The organism is Propionicicella superfundia DSM 22317 (assembly GCF_000423465.1).
GTDB classification, from domain to species: Bacteria; Actinomycetota; Actinomycetes; order Propionibacteriales; family Propionibacteriaceae; genus Propionicicella; species Propionicicella superfundia.
Genome location: NZ_AUIA01000013.1, coordinates 1 through 18094 on the forward strand (window position 1 = coordinate 1; position 18094 = coordinate 18094).

At 66.3% G+C, this 18094-nt stretch carries 13 protein-coding genes and 1 pseudogene; 8 read left to right on the forward strand and 6 right to left on the reverse strand.

The window, feature by feature from the left end; genetic code table 11:
- The first annotated feature begins 21 nt into the window (after positions 1-21).
- Entirely contained in the window at positions 22-2121 is a 2100-nt protein-coding gene (locus tag G555_RS17260) for a recombinase family protein (protein WP_211223132.1), read from the forward strand.
- A gap of 2 nt (positions 2122-2123) precedes the next feature.
- Here the strand turns inward: G555_RS17260 and G555_RS0101695 are convergent, their stop codons facing one another.
- Entirely contained in the window at positions 2124-2495 is a 372-nt protein-coding gene (locus G555_RS0101695; protein ID WP_028707537.1) for a hypothetical protein, read from the reverse strand.
- A gap of 195 nt (positions 2496-2690) precedes the next feature.
- Here G555_RS0101695 and G555_RS17265 point away from each other — a divergent pair, with 195 nt between their 5' ends.
- Entirely contained in the window at positions 2691-3722 is a 1032-nt protein-coding gene (locus tag G555_RS17265) for a DNA-processing protein DprA (RefSeq protein WP_084634512.1), read from the forward strand.
- A gap of 40 nt (positions 3723-3762) precedes the next feature.
- Here the strand turns inward: G555_RS17265 and G555_RS0101705 are convergent, their stop codons facing one another.
- The 3 genes from G555_RS0101705 to mobF all read right to left on the reverse strand — a co-directional run bounded on the left by G555_RS0101705 (position 3763) and on the right by mobF (position 11138).
- Entirely contained in the window at positions 3763-6324 is a 2562-nt protein-coding gene (locus G555_RS0101705; protein ID WP_028707538.1) for a S8 family peptidase, read from the reverse strand.
- Positions 6325-6329: 5 nt separating this feature from the next.
- Positions 6330-7328 (reverse strand): AAA family ATPase, encoded by a 999-nt coding sequence (locus G555_RS0101710; RefSeq protein WP_028707539.1) that lies wholly within the window; start codon positions 7326-7328, stop codon positions 6330-6332.
- A gap of 198 nt (positions 7329-7526) precedes the next feature.
- Positions 7527-11138 (reverse strand): MobF family relaxase, encoded by a 3612-nt coding sequence (gene mobF / locus G555_RS0101715; protein WP_084634513.1) that lies wholly within the window; start codon positions 11136-11138, stop codon positions 7527-7529.
- 267 nt (positions 11139-11405) lie between these two features.
- On the opposite strand from mobF, the pseudogene G555_RS23325 reads away from it, so the two are divergent.
- Together G555_RS23325 and G555_RS22975 are read left to right on the forward strand one after the other, a co-directional pair.
- A pseudogene (locus G555_RS23325) lies at positions 11406-11738 on the forward strand (DNA cytosine methyltransferase); the annotation flags it as partial.
- 91 nt (positions 11739-11829) lie between these two features.
- On the forward strand, positions 11830-12498 hold the full coding sequence (locus G555_RS22975) for a hypothetical protein (protein ID WP_245581164.1): 669 nt from the start codon (positions 11830-11832) through the stop codon (positions 12496-12498).
- A 7-nt stretch (positions 12499-12505) separates the two neighbouring features.
- Here G555_RS22975 and G555_RS0101730 read toward each other — a convergent pair whose 3' ends face one another.
- Positions 12506-12715 carry a hypothetical protein gene (locus tag G555_RS0101730; protein ID WP_028707541.1) on the reverse strand — a complete coding sequence of 70 codons (210 nt, stop codon included), beginning with the start codon at positions 12713-12715 and terminating at the stop codon, positions 12506-12508.
- Between the two features lie 238 nt (positions 12716-12953).
- Here G555_RS0101730 and cmtR point away from each other — a divergent pair, with 238 nt between their 5' ends.
- The 4 genes from cmtR (at position 12954) to G555_RS0101750 (ending at position 16459) form a co-directional block, all read left to right on the forward strand.
- Entirely contained in the window at positions 12954-13313 is a 360-nt protein-coding gene (gene cmtR, locus G555_RS0101735; protein WP_028707542.1) for a Cd(II)/Pb(II)-sensing metalloregulatory transcriptional regulator CmtR, read from the forward strand.
- Complete coding sequence (locus tag G555_RS0101740) at positions 13310-15214, forward strand: heavy metal translocating P-type ATPase (RefSeq protein WP_028707543.1); 1905 nt, start codon at positions 13310-13312, stop codon at positions 15212-15214. The genes cmtR and G555_RS0101740 overlap by 4 nt, the downstream gene beginning before the upstream one ends.
- A complete protein-coding gene (locus G555_RS0101745; RefSeq protein ID WP_084634515.1) occupies positions 15211-15780 on the forward strand; it encodes a signal peptidase II in 570 nt (189 codons plus the stop codon). Before G555_RS0101740 ends, G555_RS0101745 begins: the two co-directional genes overlap by 4 nt.
- Positions 15781-15856: 76 nt before the next feature.
- Complete coding sequence (locus tag G555_RS0101750; RefSeq protein ID WP_026926284.1) at positions 15857-16459, forward strand: cadmium resistance transporter; 603 nt, start codon at positions 15857-15859, stop codon at positions 16457-16459.
- A 222-nt stretch (positions 16460-16681) separates the two neighbouring features.
- Here the strand turns inward: G555_RS0101750 and merA are convergent, their stop codons facing one another.
- Positions 16682-18058 carry a mercury(II) reductase gene (merA, locus tag G555_RS0101755; protein WP_036920688.1) on the reverse strand — a complete coding sequence of 459 codons (1377 nt, stop codon included), beginning with the start codon at positions 18056-18058 and terminating at the stop codon, positions 16682-16684.
- Positions 18059-18094 lie beyond the last annotated feature (36 nt).

Here is an 18094-nt window from a genome sequence, read left to right on the forward strand (position 1 = left end):
AGGCCAAGGAAGGACAGCACGATGACCCTCTTACTCCCAGCACCAGCCGAGGCTGACGAGAAGCTCGCATTTACGGCGGTGACCTATCAGCGCGTCTCCACGAAGGAACAGGCCGCGAAGGGTGGCCGCGACGAGGGGTTCTCCATCCCGGCGCAACGCGAAGCCAACGGCCGCAAGGCTGAAGCTCTCGGTGCGCGGATTGTGGCGGAGTTCGTCGATGCTGGGGAGTCCGCCCGCTCCGCCGACAGGCCGGACTTGAAACGCATGCTCGACTACATCGCGAGCCATCAGGTGACGTATTGCATCGTCCACAAGGTCGACCGGCTCGCCCGCAACCGCCTCGACGATGTCGAGATCCACCGGGCATTGCTCGACGCGGGTGTGAAGCTGGTGTCGGCGACGGAGAACATCGACGAAACCCCCTCGGGGATGCTGCTGCACGGGATCATGTCGAGCATCGCGGAGTTCTACTCCAAGAACTTGGCGACCGAGGTGACGAAAGGGCTGACGCAGAAGGTCGCCACCGGCGGCACCCCCATGCGCGCACCGATCGGCTACCTCAACGTCCGCGCCCGTGACGAACAGGGGCGCGAGTACCGGACCGTGGAGATCGACGAGGAACGCGCCCCCTTCATCCGATGGGCATTCGACCAGTACGCCACCGGCGACTACAGCGTCGTGGAACTACTGGCCGACGCAACCGCACGCGGGCTCACTACGATCCCGACACCGCAACGCCCGTCAGGGCCGGTGGGTCGTTCGACGTTCTTCAAGATCCTGCGGAACCCGTACTACATCGGCCTCGTCCCCTACAAAGGCGCGAACCACCCCGGCAGCCACGAACCACTCATCGACCTACCGACCTGGCATCGGGTGCAGTCGATCCTCGACACCGCGAAGCAAGCCCGAGCACGCAAGAGGGTCCACGACCACTACCTCAAAGGCAGCCTGTTCTGCGGGACCTGCGGCTCACGACTGCAACTCGACCTGCCCACGAACAAGCAGGGCATCCAATACGCCTACTACTCGTGCAGCGGCCGCCGCACCCGCAAAACCAAGTGCACGCGACGCGCAATCCCCGTTGCGATCGCCGAACAGTTGGTCGCCGACTGCTACGCGAGGATCAGCATCAACGAGGACCAATACGTCGGCCTCGCCAAGAAAGTCGAGCAAGCCTTCGACGAGCGATTCTCCTCCCGATCCGACGAACTCGCAGAACTCGCCGCCAACCGCCGACGGCTGGAAGACGAGTCCGACAAGCTCCTCGCCGCGCACTTCGCCGACGCCATCGACCTACCCACCCTCAAACGCCACCAAGACCGCATCCGCGCGGGCCTGGCCGACATCGACCGCCGCATCGAGAACGAACACGACCAAGACCAAGGCCCACGCCGCCAGATCGCGAAAGCCCTACGCCTCCTGATCGACTGCCAACGCCTCTACAAGAGCACCGACGCCCACGGCAAGCGCCTGGCGAACCAGACGTTCACGACCGGCATCGACATCAACGAAGACGAGGAAGCAACTCTCCGCCTCGCGGAGCCGTTCGCCGTCGCTTCGACTCGCTGCGCTCGCTCAACGAACGGGGATAACACCCATGTCAGGGGTTCGACTACGTCTGAAAGGGTGGACCTCCGTAGAGAGTTTGAGAACCCCTGCCCACACCTGAAAACCCTGTCTCTGCGCAGGTCACGGGGCTTCTACAACCACGACCAGCGCTCCTCCGGACCTACCGTTTCCGACTCCAGGGGGCGAGTGGTGCGATCACTTGGTATGGCTCAAACCCTCCTTCGCCCAGAGCAGGTCGACGATCTGGTGGCGCAGTATCGCGAGGGAGCGACGCTCGTCGAGTTGGCATCCCGCTTCGGAGTGAACCGCCGCACGGTCGCCATGCACCTCACCCGTCGGGAGGTGACGATCCGCCACGGGCGGTTCGACCCCTCCCGCATCCACGAAGCAGCCGACCTCTACCTCAGCGGGTTGACGCTGGTAGAGGTCGGCATGAGAGTCGGGGCGGGGCCTCAGGCGGTCCGGCAAGCGCTCGTTTCGCACGGTGTCGTGATCCGACCTGGCGGCCGTCGTGGTTCTCGCATCACGGCAGCCGCTGCCGTGGGCGGTTGAGCCTAGACACGAAGAGCTGGCTCACGGGGGCTTGCCTCGACGAGTGAGTCGTGGCGCTGGTGACGACGGATCGCGGCCTCGCGCAGGCGTGCGCGGAGGAGCAGTGCGACGCTCACGGGTCCCATGATGATGAACTTCAGTGCGTTCCAGCAGGCCCACAGGACGATGAGGTGGAGCCAGCCTGGGACGCCGTCGGCTGCCGAACCAGAACAGATGCTGGCGATCAGGAGATACGGAAGCGCGACCAGCATCGCGGGTATCCCCCACTTGAGGCCACGACGTGTGCGGATGGCAGCGAGCAGTCGGTTGCTCGGCATGTAGCGGTGCAGGTAGTCGCGGGTGCGAACGCTGAGCGTCCAGATAAGTCGGAACATGACGGGCCTCTCGTCACACGTGTTACTCCGTCGAGGAGGCAGAACGTGTGTGAGTGCCCGAAGGCCGTCCCGAAGGACCCGCAATATGAGGAGAACCTGCCTCACCGACCACTGTACGCCGGGGTCGGCGTTCACGGAACCCTTGGCTCCTGCGTCGCCGCGCGCACCTCTCTGTATGAGTGAGAGGACCCGACGATGACGACCTTGAGCCAGGTAGCCCAGGACGAGCGCACGGCGCGGATGGCGCTGTCGATGCTCGTCGAACCGGACGATGCCGTGACCGGTCGCCTCCTAGGCGAGCTCGGTGCGCTTGAGCTGTTTCGGCTCGCCGAGGGTGAAGACGCGGTGCCGGGGCTCAGTTCCGTTGACGCTCAAGTGTGGCGTGCCCAGTTCCAGCGCTCAGACACTCGGACACTTGAACAGAACCTCGTCGGAGCCGAGCGCGCCGGTATCGGCACGCTGATTCCCGGCGACAAAGAATGGCCTTCCGCGCTCGACGATCTTGGCGACCGGCGGCCGTACGTCCTCTGGACTCGTGGCACGACATCGTTCCTCGCGCGACAGCTCAACGATCTCGTCACGATTACCGGCGCGAGGGCCTCGACCTCCTACGGCGAGCATGTGGCCGGGCAGCTTGCCTCCGACCTCGCCAACGCTGAGCGGATCATCGTGGCCGGCGGTGAGTACGGCATCGAAGGTGCTGCTCATCGAGCGGCCCTCGCGTCAGGCGGCGACACGATCGCGGTCGTGGCGAACGGCGTTGACCGCCCCTACCCCGTGGGCCACCGTGAACTGCTTGAGCGAGTAGCAGACCTCGGCCTCATGGTCAGCGAGGTGCCACCAGGTGCAGTCCCGACACGCCATCGCTTCATTGCTCGGGCGCGGCTGATGGCTGCGCTCTCCGCGACCACCGTCGTCGTTGAAGCCGGTGCTCGATCCGGTTCAATGGCCGTCGCCCGGCGCGCGCACGAACTCGGCCGCACCGTCGGAGCTGTTCCCGGCCCGGTGACCAGCGCAACAAGTGTCGGCCCCAATCTCCTGCTCGCGCAGAGACTCGCTCATGTTGTCGCGAATGCGGGTGATCTGACGCACCCGCGCCAACCGACGGAGACGAAATCGTTCAGTCACGAGAGCGGGCAGGTCTTCACAGCATCCGATCCCCAGGCTCCCAGGTCACGGGACTCTGCGCGCAGCCATCAGAGCTCCCGGTCACCCTTGTCGAGGTGAAAGTCCGCGTTCTTGCTCACCGCAGGATCGGGTCTCGCTGTCAGACCTCGATCACCGCGGCCACCTGCTGGTAGACCGGTGTCCAGAGGTCGACTTCCACCTCGGGGGCGTCGATGCTGACGACGAGCGAGTAGTTGACGCCTTTGTCGCTCTGATCCATCTTCGGCCGGTTCTTCCACCAACCTGCGACGGGATACACAACGACAGCTTCTTTCGCCGCGAGGTCAGCGGCCGACCCCGACCAAATATCGGTGTGAAGCGATCCGGCTGAGGTCTGCTGGTCACGCCCGAAAAGCCAACCGCTCTCGGTATTAAGAGCCAATGGCTTCTCACCTTCATCGCGCGCCTGCTTATTCACGCGCTGGCGGAACGCGTCAAGGTTGTCCTCGGGTCGTTTCATCGCGAAGCGCAACCCATGAGAGGGATAGACGTATCGGCCCGTCCAGCCGCGACTCGATGGGTTTGGTTCTATAAAGTACGAGAGGGTGACGCGCAGCCGAACTTCGGTCTCTCCGAGCGCGGACAACTCGTCGATGGGCCACGGGAGGCGATGCAAGTTCATTTCGCGCGCTTTCCCGCTGCTGGAATTGCCGTCACGCTCATATGGATGGATGACTGCCTCGTCCACCAGTGTCAGCGCGTTGGTTGCGCTGCGGGTAGCGCGTTCCAGGCTGGGCACGCCCATCCCGTAGCGACGAAGCAAGTTGACCGCCGCTCCCTTTGTGCTCGCGGCAGTGATTCGCGCTTGCATCGCGTCAGTCCACTCGGCGGAGTGGACGATCAGGGCGCGGACTGTCTCGGGCCTCAAGTGAGGGTAGGCGGCCCGGATGTCGGCTGCGATCGCCGAGACCTGGGCCGTGGCCGCCGAGGTATCCCGGGTGGTCGTAAAGAAGCCCTCGCCAGGATGTTGAAGACGAGTGGTGAGGATCGCGAGGTTCTCAGGTGTGTCGACCCCTGAGCCGTCAGGGGTCCGAGCAAGGTTCCCACCAGGTGCGACAACATCCGGCTTGAACGGCCACCGCTTCTGATCAAAGGAAACCGAAGTTCGACTGGTGGGCGATAGCTCACCACGGGCAGCGATCGGCACGTATCCTGCGAAGACGTCCGGGGCGTGATCCATCGCGTCATGTTCCGCGTAGGCTCCAACCGCGAGTGCGTTCCACGACTGTGCCGGGTCTTCGACTCCTTCCGCATCGCTACGATCAAGGTGATTGTCCTCGGCGCGCACGTCACGGATGTTGCCGGCGGAAACGACGAAGAGCCGGGGCGTCGGCTCCTCATCTCGGTTCAGGTAGGTGAACTTGGGGACGCTGTCATCAATCGCACGGCCGAAGGTCAGGGCATCGAGCGTGGCTGACCACGCTGTGGGACGCCCGGACTCCTGCTTCGGGCGGTCTTCGACACGATGCCCTGGGTTCGGCGCAGCGGCAGGTGCAGTGATGGCCAGCATGAACACCCGGGCCCGATTCAGTGCTGAAATCTCGGGCTGATCGATCGCTCTCGCTGTCACGGCTCCGTACACATCGGGATCGTTGTCCCCAGTGTCAGGGAGCAGCTTCACTGATTCGAGCCGATGTTCCAGACGGATGCGGTGCTGCGCGCCGACTGCCGCTTGCAGGTCTCCATAGAGCGCAAGTCCAGCCATCTCGGTGCCGTGTGCGTGGATCGCCACATCTTTGCGCCAACTTGGCTCAACCGCGTGAAGATCGTCGGCTGCGAGTGAGTCTTCCAGTAGCGGGTGCCCGGCCTGCACGCCACGGTCGAGGAGGCACACCACGGGAGCGTCGGTTCCAGCGTGCTCGACGCGAGATTGCAACTCGCGCACCCAGTCGCGTTGTTCGAATGCTGATAACCCTGGAAGGAGCGAGGCTACTTCGTGAGGGCGACGCAGCTCGGCGATGTCGTCGATGCTCCGGAAGGTCATCGCGAGTTGTTCACTCGTGGCGCGGATGAGCACGACCGTTCGGTCACCGAATCCGAGGTAGTGGTCGCTCACAGGGAGGTTATGCGACTGGGCGTACGCCGTCAGTCGGGCGTACTCCTGGCCGTCAATGACTCTGAGCCAAAGTTCCCACCAGCGGGATTCGGTGGGGCTAGTCGGGTACTCGTCCGCAGGGTCCGTCCACAGCTCTCGGATCGTTGCGCGACGGATCGAGGCAATACCCTCGATAAGAGCCGCGTGCTTCGGCTTCCCTTCTGCAACCTCGGCCGTCTCGACGTACTGCTCAAGTTTCTTGAGGAAGAACTCCTTCTGCCCTTCGGGGATGAAGACCGTCGCGTTTGCGATCTCACCTGCTGGGGTCGATTCCTGTTGGACAGCAACAAGCTCTGGCTGGGCACCAGGTCTACGCGACTCCAAGCTCTCGAACATCAGGTCGAGACCGGGAAAGGAGGCGAAGGTGAGGTATGTGCCCGTGGTTTCAGGCTCATCTACTGGGGCCGCCCAGGCGGCCTCGAACTCTTGAGTCAGGCGCTTCCCGTGCTCGCTCCGGCTCCCGCCAAAGCCACCACCTCGGCTCGTCACCGGCGTCGTGAGAGGCGTGAAGGACTCAGACGCGGGCGGCGTGGGCACGAGGATGTGCGGACGGTCTCGCTCAGCCATCTCCGCTAGTTTGCCCCGTCAGTCCGACGCTTGGAGCGGGGACGTTCTTCCAAAGCGATGACAACATCATCGGTACGCACTTGGGTGCGTCCACCAAGGACGGTTCGCTTAGCGGCATTCTCGGCTGCTGTCGCGATCTCAGCGTGGCTCAGACCACGAGCTGCCGGGATGATTCGTGTCCAGCTCAGGTTGTAGATGTGGAATGACGCGAGCCGGTTCTTGATAACTGACTCCACTGCCGCGTCGTCCGGCAGAGCGAAGTCCATCACGGTGTCGAACCTGCGGAACAGCGCGTTGTCCAACAGGCTGGGGTGGTTCGTTGCAGCAATGATGACGCTGTCTGACGTGTCCTCTTCGAGGAACTGTAGGAACGAGTTGAGTACTCGACGAATCTCCCCTACGTCATTCTGTGCGGCGCGGTCGCCACCGAGCGCGTCAACCTCATCGAAGAGGTAGACACCACGAGTCTCGGCGAGCGCATCGAATACAAGACGCAGTTTCGCGGCAGTCTCTCCCATGAACTTCGTCAGCACTGTATCCAGTCTGATCGAGAACAGCGGAAGTCCTAGTTCGCCCGCGATCACGCGCGCAGTAGATGTCTTCCCGGTGCCTGGCGGCCCCGTGAGCAAAAGACGCCGGGCAGGGGTCAGGCCATGTCGTGCCAGCGCGTCACGCTGTCGCTGTTCCAGCAGTACGTGCGTCAGTCGTTCGTGAAGCTTGTCCGTGAGCACAAGATCGCTCAGTCTGGCCTCGGGGTACGAGACGTTCAGCAGCGCCCCGAGCTCACCCTTCGGCTGAGCGAACGGAACCACGGCGGCGATGCGGGCGCGTTGACCAGATCGCTCACGGAGGTCGTTGACGAGGTCGCGAAGCTCCTGGGCGAACTTCGACTGCCCGGCGCGTGCGGCTTTGGCTGCGACCTGCATGGCCACCGCGTAAAACTGCGGGTCGTCCCCGTCGGCGTGGCTCTTTACGAGTGCCTTGAGCTGATCGTTGGTCGCCATCAGGGGACCTCCTCTCAGTGGCACGCCTCCAAAGCCGGGTGGTGATCTTCTAAGCGTACCGGTAGCGACCTCTCGCTGCGGGGAGTACCTGCCGAGAGAGACAAGGTCGTGCCAGATGCTCCCTCCACCCACGACACGGGTCAGTTCCAGGCAGGTGGACGACGCTATCCTCCGCAGGTCGCCCGCCTGCCACAGGACTTACAGCGAGCGGCCGGGCGATCTGTGCTCGACCGGCTGGGGCATGCTACGTCCTGTGCGCGTACCTGCGACTTCGGTCGCCTGCGTCAGCGCGGATCGCGCCCTCGCAGCGTCGATCCTCTGCGCGGCAGACTCTGGCGCGGTGCCGAAGGGTGTGTCGTCGGTGAGGCGGTAGCGGTCTCGGTAGGCCGCGACCACCCGGGCAGCCTTGCGCCAGGTCGCGGCTCGTCGTCGCTCGGCGTGCGGCGCCCCAAGAGCATTCGTCCACGGCGCGCTCACGGTCAGCGCGCCATCGAGTACGGCGTCGGCGCGCGCCTCGATCAGTGCTTCTCGCTCGTCGAGAGCGGCTCGCATCTCGGCGTCGATGACTCCATGCGCCTGCGGGATGAGGCCGGCGATGAGCCGCGATGGCTTGCGTGTCCTGCCTGAGCCTGCGGGACGCGCGGTCGCCCGCTCAACCCGGTAGTGGAGGACAGCGGCGATGTCGTCGGCGTCGCCGAACCCACGCGCGGCGACGAGGCGCGGCAGCAGCGCTTCGACGTTGTGGTGGTTGGCTTCGGCGCGTCGGAGTTCTGCCGCGAGCGGGCCGAACGCTTCGGACTCGATGGCGCTCTCGGCCTGTTCGTCGGTGAGCCCGGAGGCGCGGATGAGGGTGGCCCAGCGGTCGTGTTGGGCTGCGGCTGCGATGGTCTCGTACTCGGCGGCGAGTTGGGCGATCGAGCCCCAAAGTTCCTGTTCGGCCACGATGGTCTCGTGCGCCGAGAGTTCGGCCCCGCTGTGCTGCAGGACGCCGTAGAGCACGCTTCGTGCGGTGGCGTGCGGGTCGTCGCCGGGGTGTGGCTGCGCGTGGTCGTCGGCGCGGTCGAGGGTCACGTAGGCGTGGTTCGCGTGCCGTCCTCGGGTCATCGCGACGTAGAAGGTCTCTCTCGTCGAGGTCGGTTCGACCAGGACGTGCGCGGTGTCGGTCGTGATGCCTTGGGCGCGGTAGGCGGTGACTGCATAGCCGAGATCGACATGCTCATCCACATACGCCGCTGGGAGGACGATGCCGCCGCCGAACCTGCGCCCACGCCTGCGAGCCCTGATGGTTCCGTCGTCGCGGACGGTGGTGCCGGTCCCGTAGTCGCGTGCGATGGTGATGGTCCCGTCGTCGCCGACGGCGGTGATGGTCCAGATGTCGCCGTTGCGTACCCAGTCCCGTCCGGCCAGGGTGCGGAGGTTCCGGTTGTTGAGGCGCGTGATGATGGTGTCCCCGACGCCGGCGGCGGTGCCGTCGCGCAGCTCGACTTCGCGGTCGGGTTTCAGGGTCTTGTTGAGGATCAGGTCGGCTCGGGCGCGTCGGTTCAGCATGGTCACGTCTTCGTGGGTTTCGGCGATCAGTACCGAGACCAGTCCCGCGTCGCGGTCGGCGCGCCAGGCGTTGTAGGCGGCATCGGTCATGGCCTCGACGTCGCCGTCGGTGATGCGCTCGTGGGCGAGGTAGGTGTCGATAGCCGCCGTACGCCCGTGACGAAGCTCGAGTGAAGCGGTCTTCTCCCAGGCGTGGGTCAAGCGGTGAACATCGACCAGTTCGGGGGTATCGGCCCGGTCTCTGGCGATCATCGCGAACGCACCGCCGGCGTCCACGGATTGCAGTTGGGCGTAGTCGCCGACCAGCAGCACCTTCGCGCCAGCGTCTTGGGCGAGGTGGGTGATGCGGTCCAGTGACAGGGTGCCGGCGAGGGATGCTTCGTCGATGATGACGAGCTGTCCCGCCTCGAACGTGGTGCCGTGGACGAGGTGGTTCTGCCACCACTTCGCCGTGTTCTCAGTCGCGATTCCAAGGTCGTCGGCGAGAACCTGGGCAGCGACCGCTGACGGCGCGAGCCCGACGACGGCCCCGGAGCCGTGCTCGGCTTCCCACGCGCGGCGGAGCGCGTTCATAGCGGTTGTCTTGCCCGCCCCCGCGGGACCGACGAGGACATCGAGCATCCGACCCGACACCGCGATCCGGGTCAAGGCATCGGCTTGGTCATCGCCGAGCATCCGACCGTCCGCGTCGGGTCTGTGCGTGATCTTCTCGACCGTGGCAAGCGTCACCGTCGGTCCGCCGAGGTTGGCGGCTCGTTCGAGGAGTCTGTCCTCGGCCGCGAGCTGGGACTCGGAGGTGAACACGGTCGAGCTCTTCGGACGGAACACCGAGGTGCCGTCGGGGCGACGGAACACGACCGGCGAGGTGGCGAGCTCAGGTGGCGTCAGCCGCAGCGAGCCGAGCTCGGCGGCGTCGGCGATCATCGCGACGATCGCTTCCCGGTCCTGCATGGTGGCGAACCGCCACCCCATCGTCTGCCGGGACGCCTCGGCCATGAGATTCCATCGCCGCCAGGTCGACCGCTTCTCACCGACCACCTCGACGACCGTACGCCCCAGCTCGCCGATCACGTCGAGCGGCACGTCGTCGGCACGCAGGAGCATCGGCTTGTCGTTGTCGGTGACCTCGCGCGCCCACGACGTCGCGTCCTGGCCCAGGGTCTTGCTCGCTCGCGTTCGCCACTCGGCGGTCAGGTCAGCAAGGGATCGGACCTGCTTCTCGGGGCGGGTCGCGAGTGTGGCTTGGGCTCGCAGTTTGAGGATCGTCGCGTTCGATGGTTGGCGTCCGTGCTGGGCAACGTACTCGTCGATGAGCCGGTTCTTCTCTGCGTCGATGTGGCGGGCGCGGGTGGAGAACTCCGCGACCAGCTTCTCCGGCACGCCGGTGATCGCCCATGCTGGGTTCCGGTCACGGCCCATCTCGCGCGCTTCCCAGGAGAGGCCGAAGGTGCGCGTCATGTGGTCGGCGAACACGGCTTCGTGTAGTTCGGAGAGCGCCACGACGGCGGCGTGCATCGGTCTGCCGTCAAGCGAGCGCCACTTCCCGTCGAGGACGGTCTTGGCCTTGTTGCTGATGACGACGTGCGTGTGGAGGTGGGGGTCGCCGGCGCGGGAGTCGAAGTGATCGAATGCGGTCGCGATGAGTCCGGTGACATCGACCTGCGCAACCGCGCCATCTCCGGCGGTTGCGCCCGTGCGGGTGGCTGCAACCTCGCGTTCCATGAACGCAGCCACCTCCGCAACCGCTCGATGATGCGCCTCCGCGATCAGCGCTTGGACCCCGGCGTCTGCGACCGCCCACAACACTGACGCGGACTTCGGGATCGAGAAGGTGAAGTCGAAGCCAGCTACCGCGCGTCGTGTGCTCCGGGCAGTCTCCTCGGCAACGATCTGCGCGACGGCCTCGCCCTTGGCGCCAGGCGTCATCGTCGGTTCGAGGTCGGCGATGCGCGCCTCGATCCGCTCCGCCTGGCTCCTGTAGGTCGGGAAGGAACGACCGAGCGGCTGGTCGGTGATCGGATCATGGCCAGTCCCCATCAGTAGCTGGAGTTGGTGTTCTGATACTCGGTCGCCCAACTGAATCTCGCCCTTGCCGAGGGCCGCTACGCCCGCGCCGACCCAGCGGCCGGGCGGGGTGCCTACTTCCATGTAGTAGCGAGTGAGTGGCGTCGAGAGCGGCCTGTTGCCGTCGGCTGCCGCGACGGTCTTGAGCAGGTACTTATAGCCGTCACCTGCCGACATCACGCGCATCGAAACCGTCATGCTCACCTCCGCTCCTGCCGGGCAGGTGAGCACCCTCACCCGGTGACCTCTGCCGCGGTAATGCCCGGCTACCTCGATCTGCAAGACGCGTGTGACCTCGGATGGCGGTCAGAGCGAAGGCCGGAGATGGGGGCGTCGGGCGGTGTCGCTCGCGTGGCTCGACGAGCTGCGGGCGTGCCGGAGTTGTGCACCTGACAGTTGGCCAGCTCGGCATCAGTGCTCAACGAGGCACGGATGCCGGGGACGACCTTCACCGGAGCAGACTTTATGCACGACCTCGACATCAGCGGCGAACCACGACTCAGGATCGGGTCGCTGTTCAGCGGCTACGGCGGCCTCGACCTCGCCGTCGAGCACGTATTCAACGCCACGACCGTGTGGTTCTCCGAACTCAACGCGCCCGTCGCCCGCGTCTTCTCGCACCACTGGCCCGAAGCTCCGAATCTTGGCGACATCACGGCCATCGACTGGAGTCAGGTCGAGCCCGTGGACATCCTCATCGGCGGATTCCCGTGCCAAGACGTTTCCACGGTAGGCAAGCGCGCCGGCCTTGCTCCGGGTACGCGCTCGGGTCTCTGGGCGCACATGGCCGTAGCCATCGACGCGCTCCAGCCCGAATGGGTCGTCATCGAGAACGTCCGCGGGCTGCTGTCCTCACCCGCGACGCGGCCATCCGCAGAAGGAGATAACCATGACCGACGCAACCCAGGCGATGCATCCCCCGACGGCGCAACCCTTCGCAACGTGGAACCCGACCCGTGGCATCTGGGAGACTACGCAACTCGACCTCTTCGGGCTCTCGGCGCCGTTCTCGGCGATCTGGCCGACTTGCGGCTGGATGCAGGATGGATCGGCTTACCGGCTTCCCTTGTCGGCGCTCCTCACCAACGCTTCCGCATCTTCGCCCTCGCCCGGCGCACTGTTCCGCACCCCGCTGGCGACGGACTCATCGCGCGGTGGAGAGACTCTCGACCAGGTGCGAGCGAGACGAGGGACGATTGCGCTGTCGCACCAGATCATCGACTTCGCCCTCCACGGACCGGCTGGCTCATCGAACAGGAGAGCCGGATCGGAGACGCTGTGGTCGCTGATCGACGGACTGTTCAGCGATGGGGACGCTACGCCGACGCCATCACTCGTTGGGAACACATCACCGGGCGACCCGCGTCAGCGCCAGCCCTCCCCTGACGACGCCGACGGCCCCCGCCCAGCACCGGCATTCGTCGAATGGCTCATGGGCCTGCCGACTGGATGGGTCACCGATAGCGGCGGCCTGACGCAGAATCAACAGATCACCGCCCTCGGCAACGGATTGCTACCCCTCCAGGCTGTGTCCGCGCTGTCACTGCTCGCCGCGTGAACGTGGGCTACGAGAGAGCGGCGTCCTCCGGTGCTCCCGGTGTCGTTCCCAGAGCGGCGAGCAGGCGGACCCGGACTCGCTGCTTGCGCTGCTCGAAGAACGAGGTGAAGTCGGCCAAGTCGAGCGGAAGGCCGTCGAGGTCGTCCTCGGCAAGGTACGTAGCTCGCTTGTCCTTCGCTCGGGAAGGCGATGTCCATCCACTCCGCAGGCAGTCCATCCTGCTTCTCGATGTTGGCGGCCCCACTCAGCAACTGAAGGTTCGGCAGCAGGCATGCGGCGGCCAAGTAGTCGTCGACCTTAATCGAGCGGGACGCCGGCACGGAGGAACGGGACATATTCTCCACGACGGATCTTCGAGCACTTCGCCACGCTCGCTGGTAGGGAGCTGTCAACTGACTCGCCGCTCATGAGGACACCTGGCGCCGACTGTACGTCGTACAGTGTATAGTCATCGTATGCTGACTATTTCCGATCGACTCGACGTGATGAACCGGCTCGGCCGAGCTATGGCCGACCCGACCCGCTCCCGCATTCTGCTGACCCTGCTGGCCGGGCCGAGCTACCCGGCGGTGCTGTCCCGCGAGCTGGGGTTGTCGCGCTCGAACGTGTCGAACCATCTGACATGCCTGCGCGGGTGCGGGATCGTGGTGGCCGAGCCCGAGGGCCGACAGACCCGCTACGAGGTGGCAGACCCGCACCTGGCCCGCGCGCTGACGGCGCTGGTGGATGTCACGCTCGCGGTCGACGAGAGCGTGCCGTGCATGGACCCGGACTGCGGGGTCGAGGGTTGCCAGGCAGTGGAGGTGCGGGCGTGAGCGCGGTCACGGGTTCGCAGGTCGAGCATGTCGACCTCGACGACCACGATGATGACGATGACCGGCCGTGGTATCGGAGCCCGAGCGTTCTGATCCCGATCGCCTCCGGCGTCGCGTTCGCCGCCGGCCTGGCGTGCGAGTGGACCGGCGCGGAGACCGCGGGCCTGGTGCTGTTCTGGATCGGCCTGCTGCTGGGCGCGTACACGTTCGTGCCGGGCGCGCTGCGCAAGCTGTTCACCAAGGGCAAGCTCGGCATCGGGCTGCTGATGACGATCAGCGCCACCGGCGCGGTGATCCTCGGCTACGTCGAGGAGGCCGCCGCGCTGGCATTCCTATACTCCATCGCGGAGGCGCTGGAGGACAAGGCGATGGACCGCGCCCGCGCAGGGTTGCGGGCGCTGTTGAAGCTCGTGCCCGAAACCGCACTCGTCAAGCGCGGCGACGCCACCGCCGAGGTCGAGGCGAAGGAGCTGCGCGTCGGGGATGTCCTGGTGGTCCGGCCGGGCGAACGGATCGCCACCGACGGCACCGTGCGGGCCGGGCGGAGCAGCCTGGACACGTCCGCGATCACGGGTGAATCGATCCCGGTCGAGGTCGAACCGGGCACCGACGTCTCGGCCGGGTCGATCAACACCACCGGCGTGCTCGAGGTCGAGGCCACCGCCGCCGGCACCGACAACTCGCTCACCACCATCGTGGAGCTGGTCGAGCAGGCGCAGGCCGAGAAGGGCGACCGTGCCCGCCTGGCCGACCGGATCGCCCGCCCGCTGGTGCCCGGCGTGATGATCCTCGCCGTGCTGGTCGGCGTGCTTGGGTCGCTGTTGAGCGGCGACCCTGAGCTGTGGATCACCCGCGCTCTGGTGGTGCTGGTCGCAGCCTCGCCGTGCGCGCTGGCGATCGCCGTCCCGGTCACCGTTGTTTCCGCGATCGGCGCGGCGTCGAAGTTCGGTGTGGTCGTGAAGTCCGGGGCCGCGTTCGAGCGGTTCGGCGGCATCCGCCACGTCGCCGTCGACAAGACCGGCACGCTGACCCGCAACGAGCCCACGGTGACCCGCGTCGTCACCACCGGCGCGACCGAGAATGAGGTGCTGGCGTGGGCGGCGAGCCTGGAAGGTCACAGCACGCACCCGCTGGCCGCCGCGATCACGAAGGCCGTCCCCGACGCCCCGACCGCGCACGACGTCACCGAGACCGCCGGGCACGGCATCACCGGCACGCTCGGTAGTGCCCGTCTCGCCGTCGGTAGCCCCCGCTGGCTGGACGCCGGCACGCTGGCCGACCAGGTGCAGGTGATGGAATCCGAGGGGATGACCGTCGTCATCGTCCACCGCGGCGACCGGCCGGCTGGCGCGATCGGGGTGCGTGACGAACTGCGCCCAGAGGTTCCCGAGGTCATCGCCACGCTGAACCGCCGCGGGATCGGGGTGACGATGCTCACCGGCGACAACGCCCGCACCGCCGCAGCGCTGGCCGGCCAGGCCGGCATCATGGACGTGCGCGCCGAGCTGCGCCCCGAGGACAAGGCCACCGCCGTCGCGGAGTTGTCGAAGTCTCAGCCCACTGCCATGATCGGGGACGGCATCAACGACGCTCCCGCGCTGGCGGCCGCGGATGTGGGGATCGCGATGGGAGCCAAGGGCGCCGATGCTGCGATCGAGTCGGCCGACGTCGCGTTCACCGGCCACGACCTGCGCCTCATCCCACAGGCCCTCGCCCACGCCCGCCGCGGCCGCAACATAATCAACCAGAACGTCGTGTTGTCGATCGCGATCATCGTGGTGCTGCTGCCGCTGGCGATTACCGGAGTCCTCGGGCTCGCCGCGGTCGTGCTTGTACACGAGGTCGCTGAAGTCGTCGTCATCCTCAACGGGCTCCGCGCGGCGCGGCGCACGAAGGCATGACCGATCCCCTTGACGGCTCCGCTCCCTCCCCGGGACAAGCGGATGCCGTGGAAGCGAGTTCTGCCGGCCCGGCGGCGGCGCGCGTCCGGCTCCGCTGGTTCCTGCTCGCGTGCGCCGTCGCCGCTGGCGCGGTGCTGATCGATCAAGGCAGCAAGGCACTCGCCCTCGCTCAGCTCAGCGAGGATGACCGTATTCCGCTCTTGGGAGACTGGCTCGGCTTGCAGCTCGCGTTCAACCCCGGCACCGTGATGTCCCTCGGAGCCGGCGCAACCTGGCTGCTCACCGTCATCGCCGCGGCGGCCTCTGTCGCTCTACTCGTCGCCGCAACCCGCGCCCGCACCGTCGGGTGGGCGGTCGCGATCGGCCTGGTGTGGGGAGGCGCGGTCGGCAACCTGCTGGACCGGCTGTTCGCCCCTCCCGAGTTTGGCCGCGGTCACGTCACCGACTTCCTCGCCTACGGCAACCTGTTCATCGGCAACCTTGCCGACGTCATCCTCGGTTTCGGCGTCGCCCTGGGCGTCCTGCTTTACCTCCGAGGCCCACACCACACCAGGAACGGACAATGATGGTCGCAGAGTATCAACGGCACGCGGCTGCCGGAACCGCTGGGTCGCCAGGCGGCTGTAACGCGGCGGTGGGCGCATGATCCTGTCCTCCGTCCTGCAGGCGATCGGCCTATTCATCGCCACGAACATCGATGACATCATCGTGCTCTCACTGTTCTTCGCCCGAGGCGCGGGCCAGCGCGGGACCACCGCCCGAATCCTGGTCGGACAGTACCTCGGGTTCGCTGGCATCCTGGGCGCTTCCGTGCTGGTGACGCTCGGGGCGGGAGCGTTCCTGCCGCCAGAGGTCATCCCCTACTTCGGACTCATTCCGCTGGGGTTGGGACTTTGGGCTGCGTGGCAAGCCTGGCGCAACCGCGGTGCCGACGATGACGATGAGGCAAAGGTCGAGGGCAAGAAGGTTGGGGTGTGGACGGTGGCCGGGGTGACCTTCGCCAACGGCGGGGACAACATCGGCGTCTACGTCCCGGTCTTCCTCAGCGTGGGCCCAGCGGCCGTGGTGGCGTACTGCATCGTGTTCCTCGCCCTGGTCGCCGCCCTCGTCGGCCTGGGCAAGTTCGTCGCCACCCGCCGACCGATCGCCGAACTCCTGGAACGCTGGGAACACATCCTGTTCCCGATCGTGCTCATCGGCCTGGGCATCTTCATCCTCGTCAGTGGTGGTGCCTTCGGCCTCTGAACTCGTAGCCGACTGCGTAGATGGCAGCGTGCTGTGGTTGCTACCTGGCGGCTGAGTGTCCCGGTGCGCTGCGCGTGTGAGCGGCCCAGACGACGTGCTCGGCGCCGCTGCCTCAACTGAGCCCACGCTGACCGCGTAGGCATCGATCACGCGGTCGGTGCCGGTGTTGAAGGCGTCGCGGATACCACTTGGATCACCACATCGCTGGTCCCGGCTCTTGTGTCAGGCGCAGCAGGAGGTGGGGAGTTCGTTGCGGAAGAGGTTCGCGGTGAGGCGGATGCCTTCGGCCATGGTGAGGTAGGGGGCCCAGGTGTCGGCGAGTTGGGTGACGGTGAATCCGGCGGTGATGGCGTAGGTTGCGGCGAGCATCATCTCCCCAGCGGTGTCGGCGAGGGCGTGGATACCGAGGACTGTGCCGGTGTCGGCGTCGGCGACGATCTTGATGCCGCCGCGGGTGTCGTGGTTGGCGATGGCCCTGGGCACGTCGGAAAGTCGTAGGTATCGGCAGGCGCACCGGTATCCGGCGGCGATCGCGTCGGCTTCGGTGATCCCGGCGGAGGCCAGTTGGGGTGAGGTGAACAGCACAGACGGCAACCCGGTGAAGTCGACTCGCTCGTCGTGACCGAGGGCGTTGTGCGCGGCGATCTTCCCGGTCCTCGCGGCGACGTACACGTACTGGGGCACGTCAGTGACGTCACCGGCGGCGAACACAGCCGGGTTCGTGGTCCGCTGCTGCTCGTCTACGATGACGAAGCCGCGCTCGTCGGTCGCGATACCCGCAGCGGGAAGGTTGAGCCCTTCGGTGCGCGGGGTGCGACCGGTGGCAACGAGGACACGTTCACCGGTCGCGTCCTTCCCGTTGCGGGTCGTCACCTGGACCAGGCCCTCGTGCTGGGTGATCGTGGCTGCGCGGTCGCCGATGACACTAATCCCCTCGGCCAGGAAGGCCTTGCGGAGCTCGGACGACAGTTCCGGTTCAGCGTGCGGGGCGAGCCGACCGATGACGGTGACCTCTACTCCGAGCCGGGCGAACAGCTGCGCCTGTTCCAGGCCGACGAAGCCACCGCCGATCACCACGAGCGACGCGGGCAGTTCCGTCAGTTCCATCGCTGTGGTCGACGTGAGATAATCGACCTGCTCAAGCCCGGGGATTGCCGGCACGTGCGGCTCGGCGCCGGTGGCGACCAGATACGACTTCGCGCGCACCGGTCGTCCATCCACGAGCAGGGTTCCAGCGTCTGTGAACGTTGCAGTGCCCGGGAGGATGTCAAACCCGTAGGCAGCGGCGATGTCGGCGTACTTGGTCTGGCGGAGCATCCCAACCAGATCATCCTTCTGCTCGATGAGCGCGCTGAGATCGACCATCCCAGCAGAGCTGGGGACGCCTGAGAACCGGTTCGTGAGGGCGGAGTGCCGGGTGTGCGCGGCCGCGAGAAGCGTCTTGGACGGCACACAACCCACGTTCACGCAGGTACCGCCGAGGGTTCCCGATTCGATGGCGACCACGCTGGCCCCCTCGAGGCGCGCGTGGATCGCTGCGGACATCGCCGCCCCGCCCGTCCCGATCACCACGAGATCAACCTCCGTGTGCCATGTCACGATGCCTCCTCCAGTTCGAACCGGCCACTCGTGCGG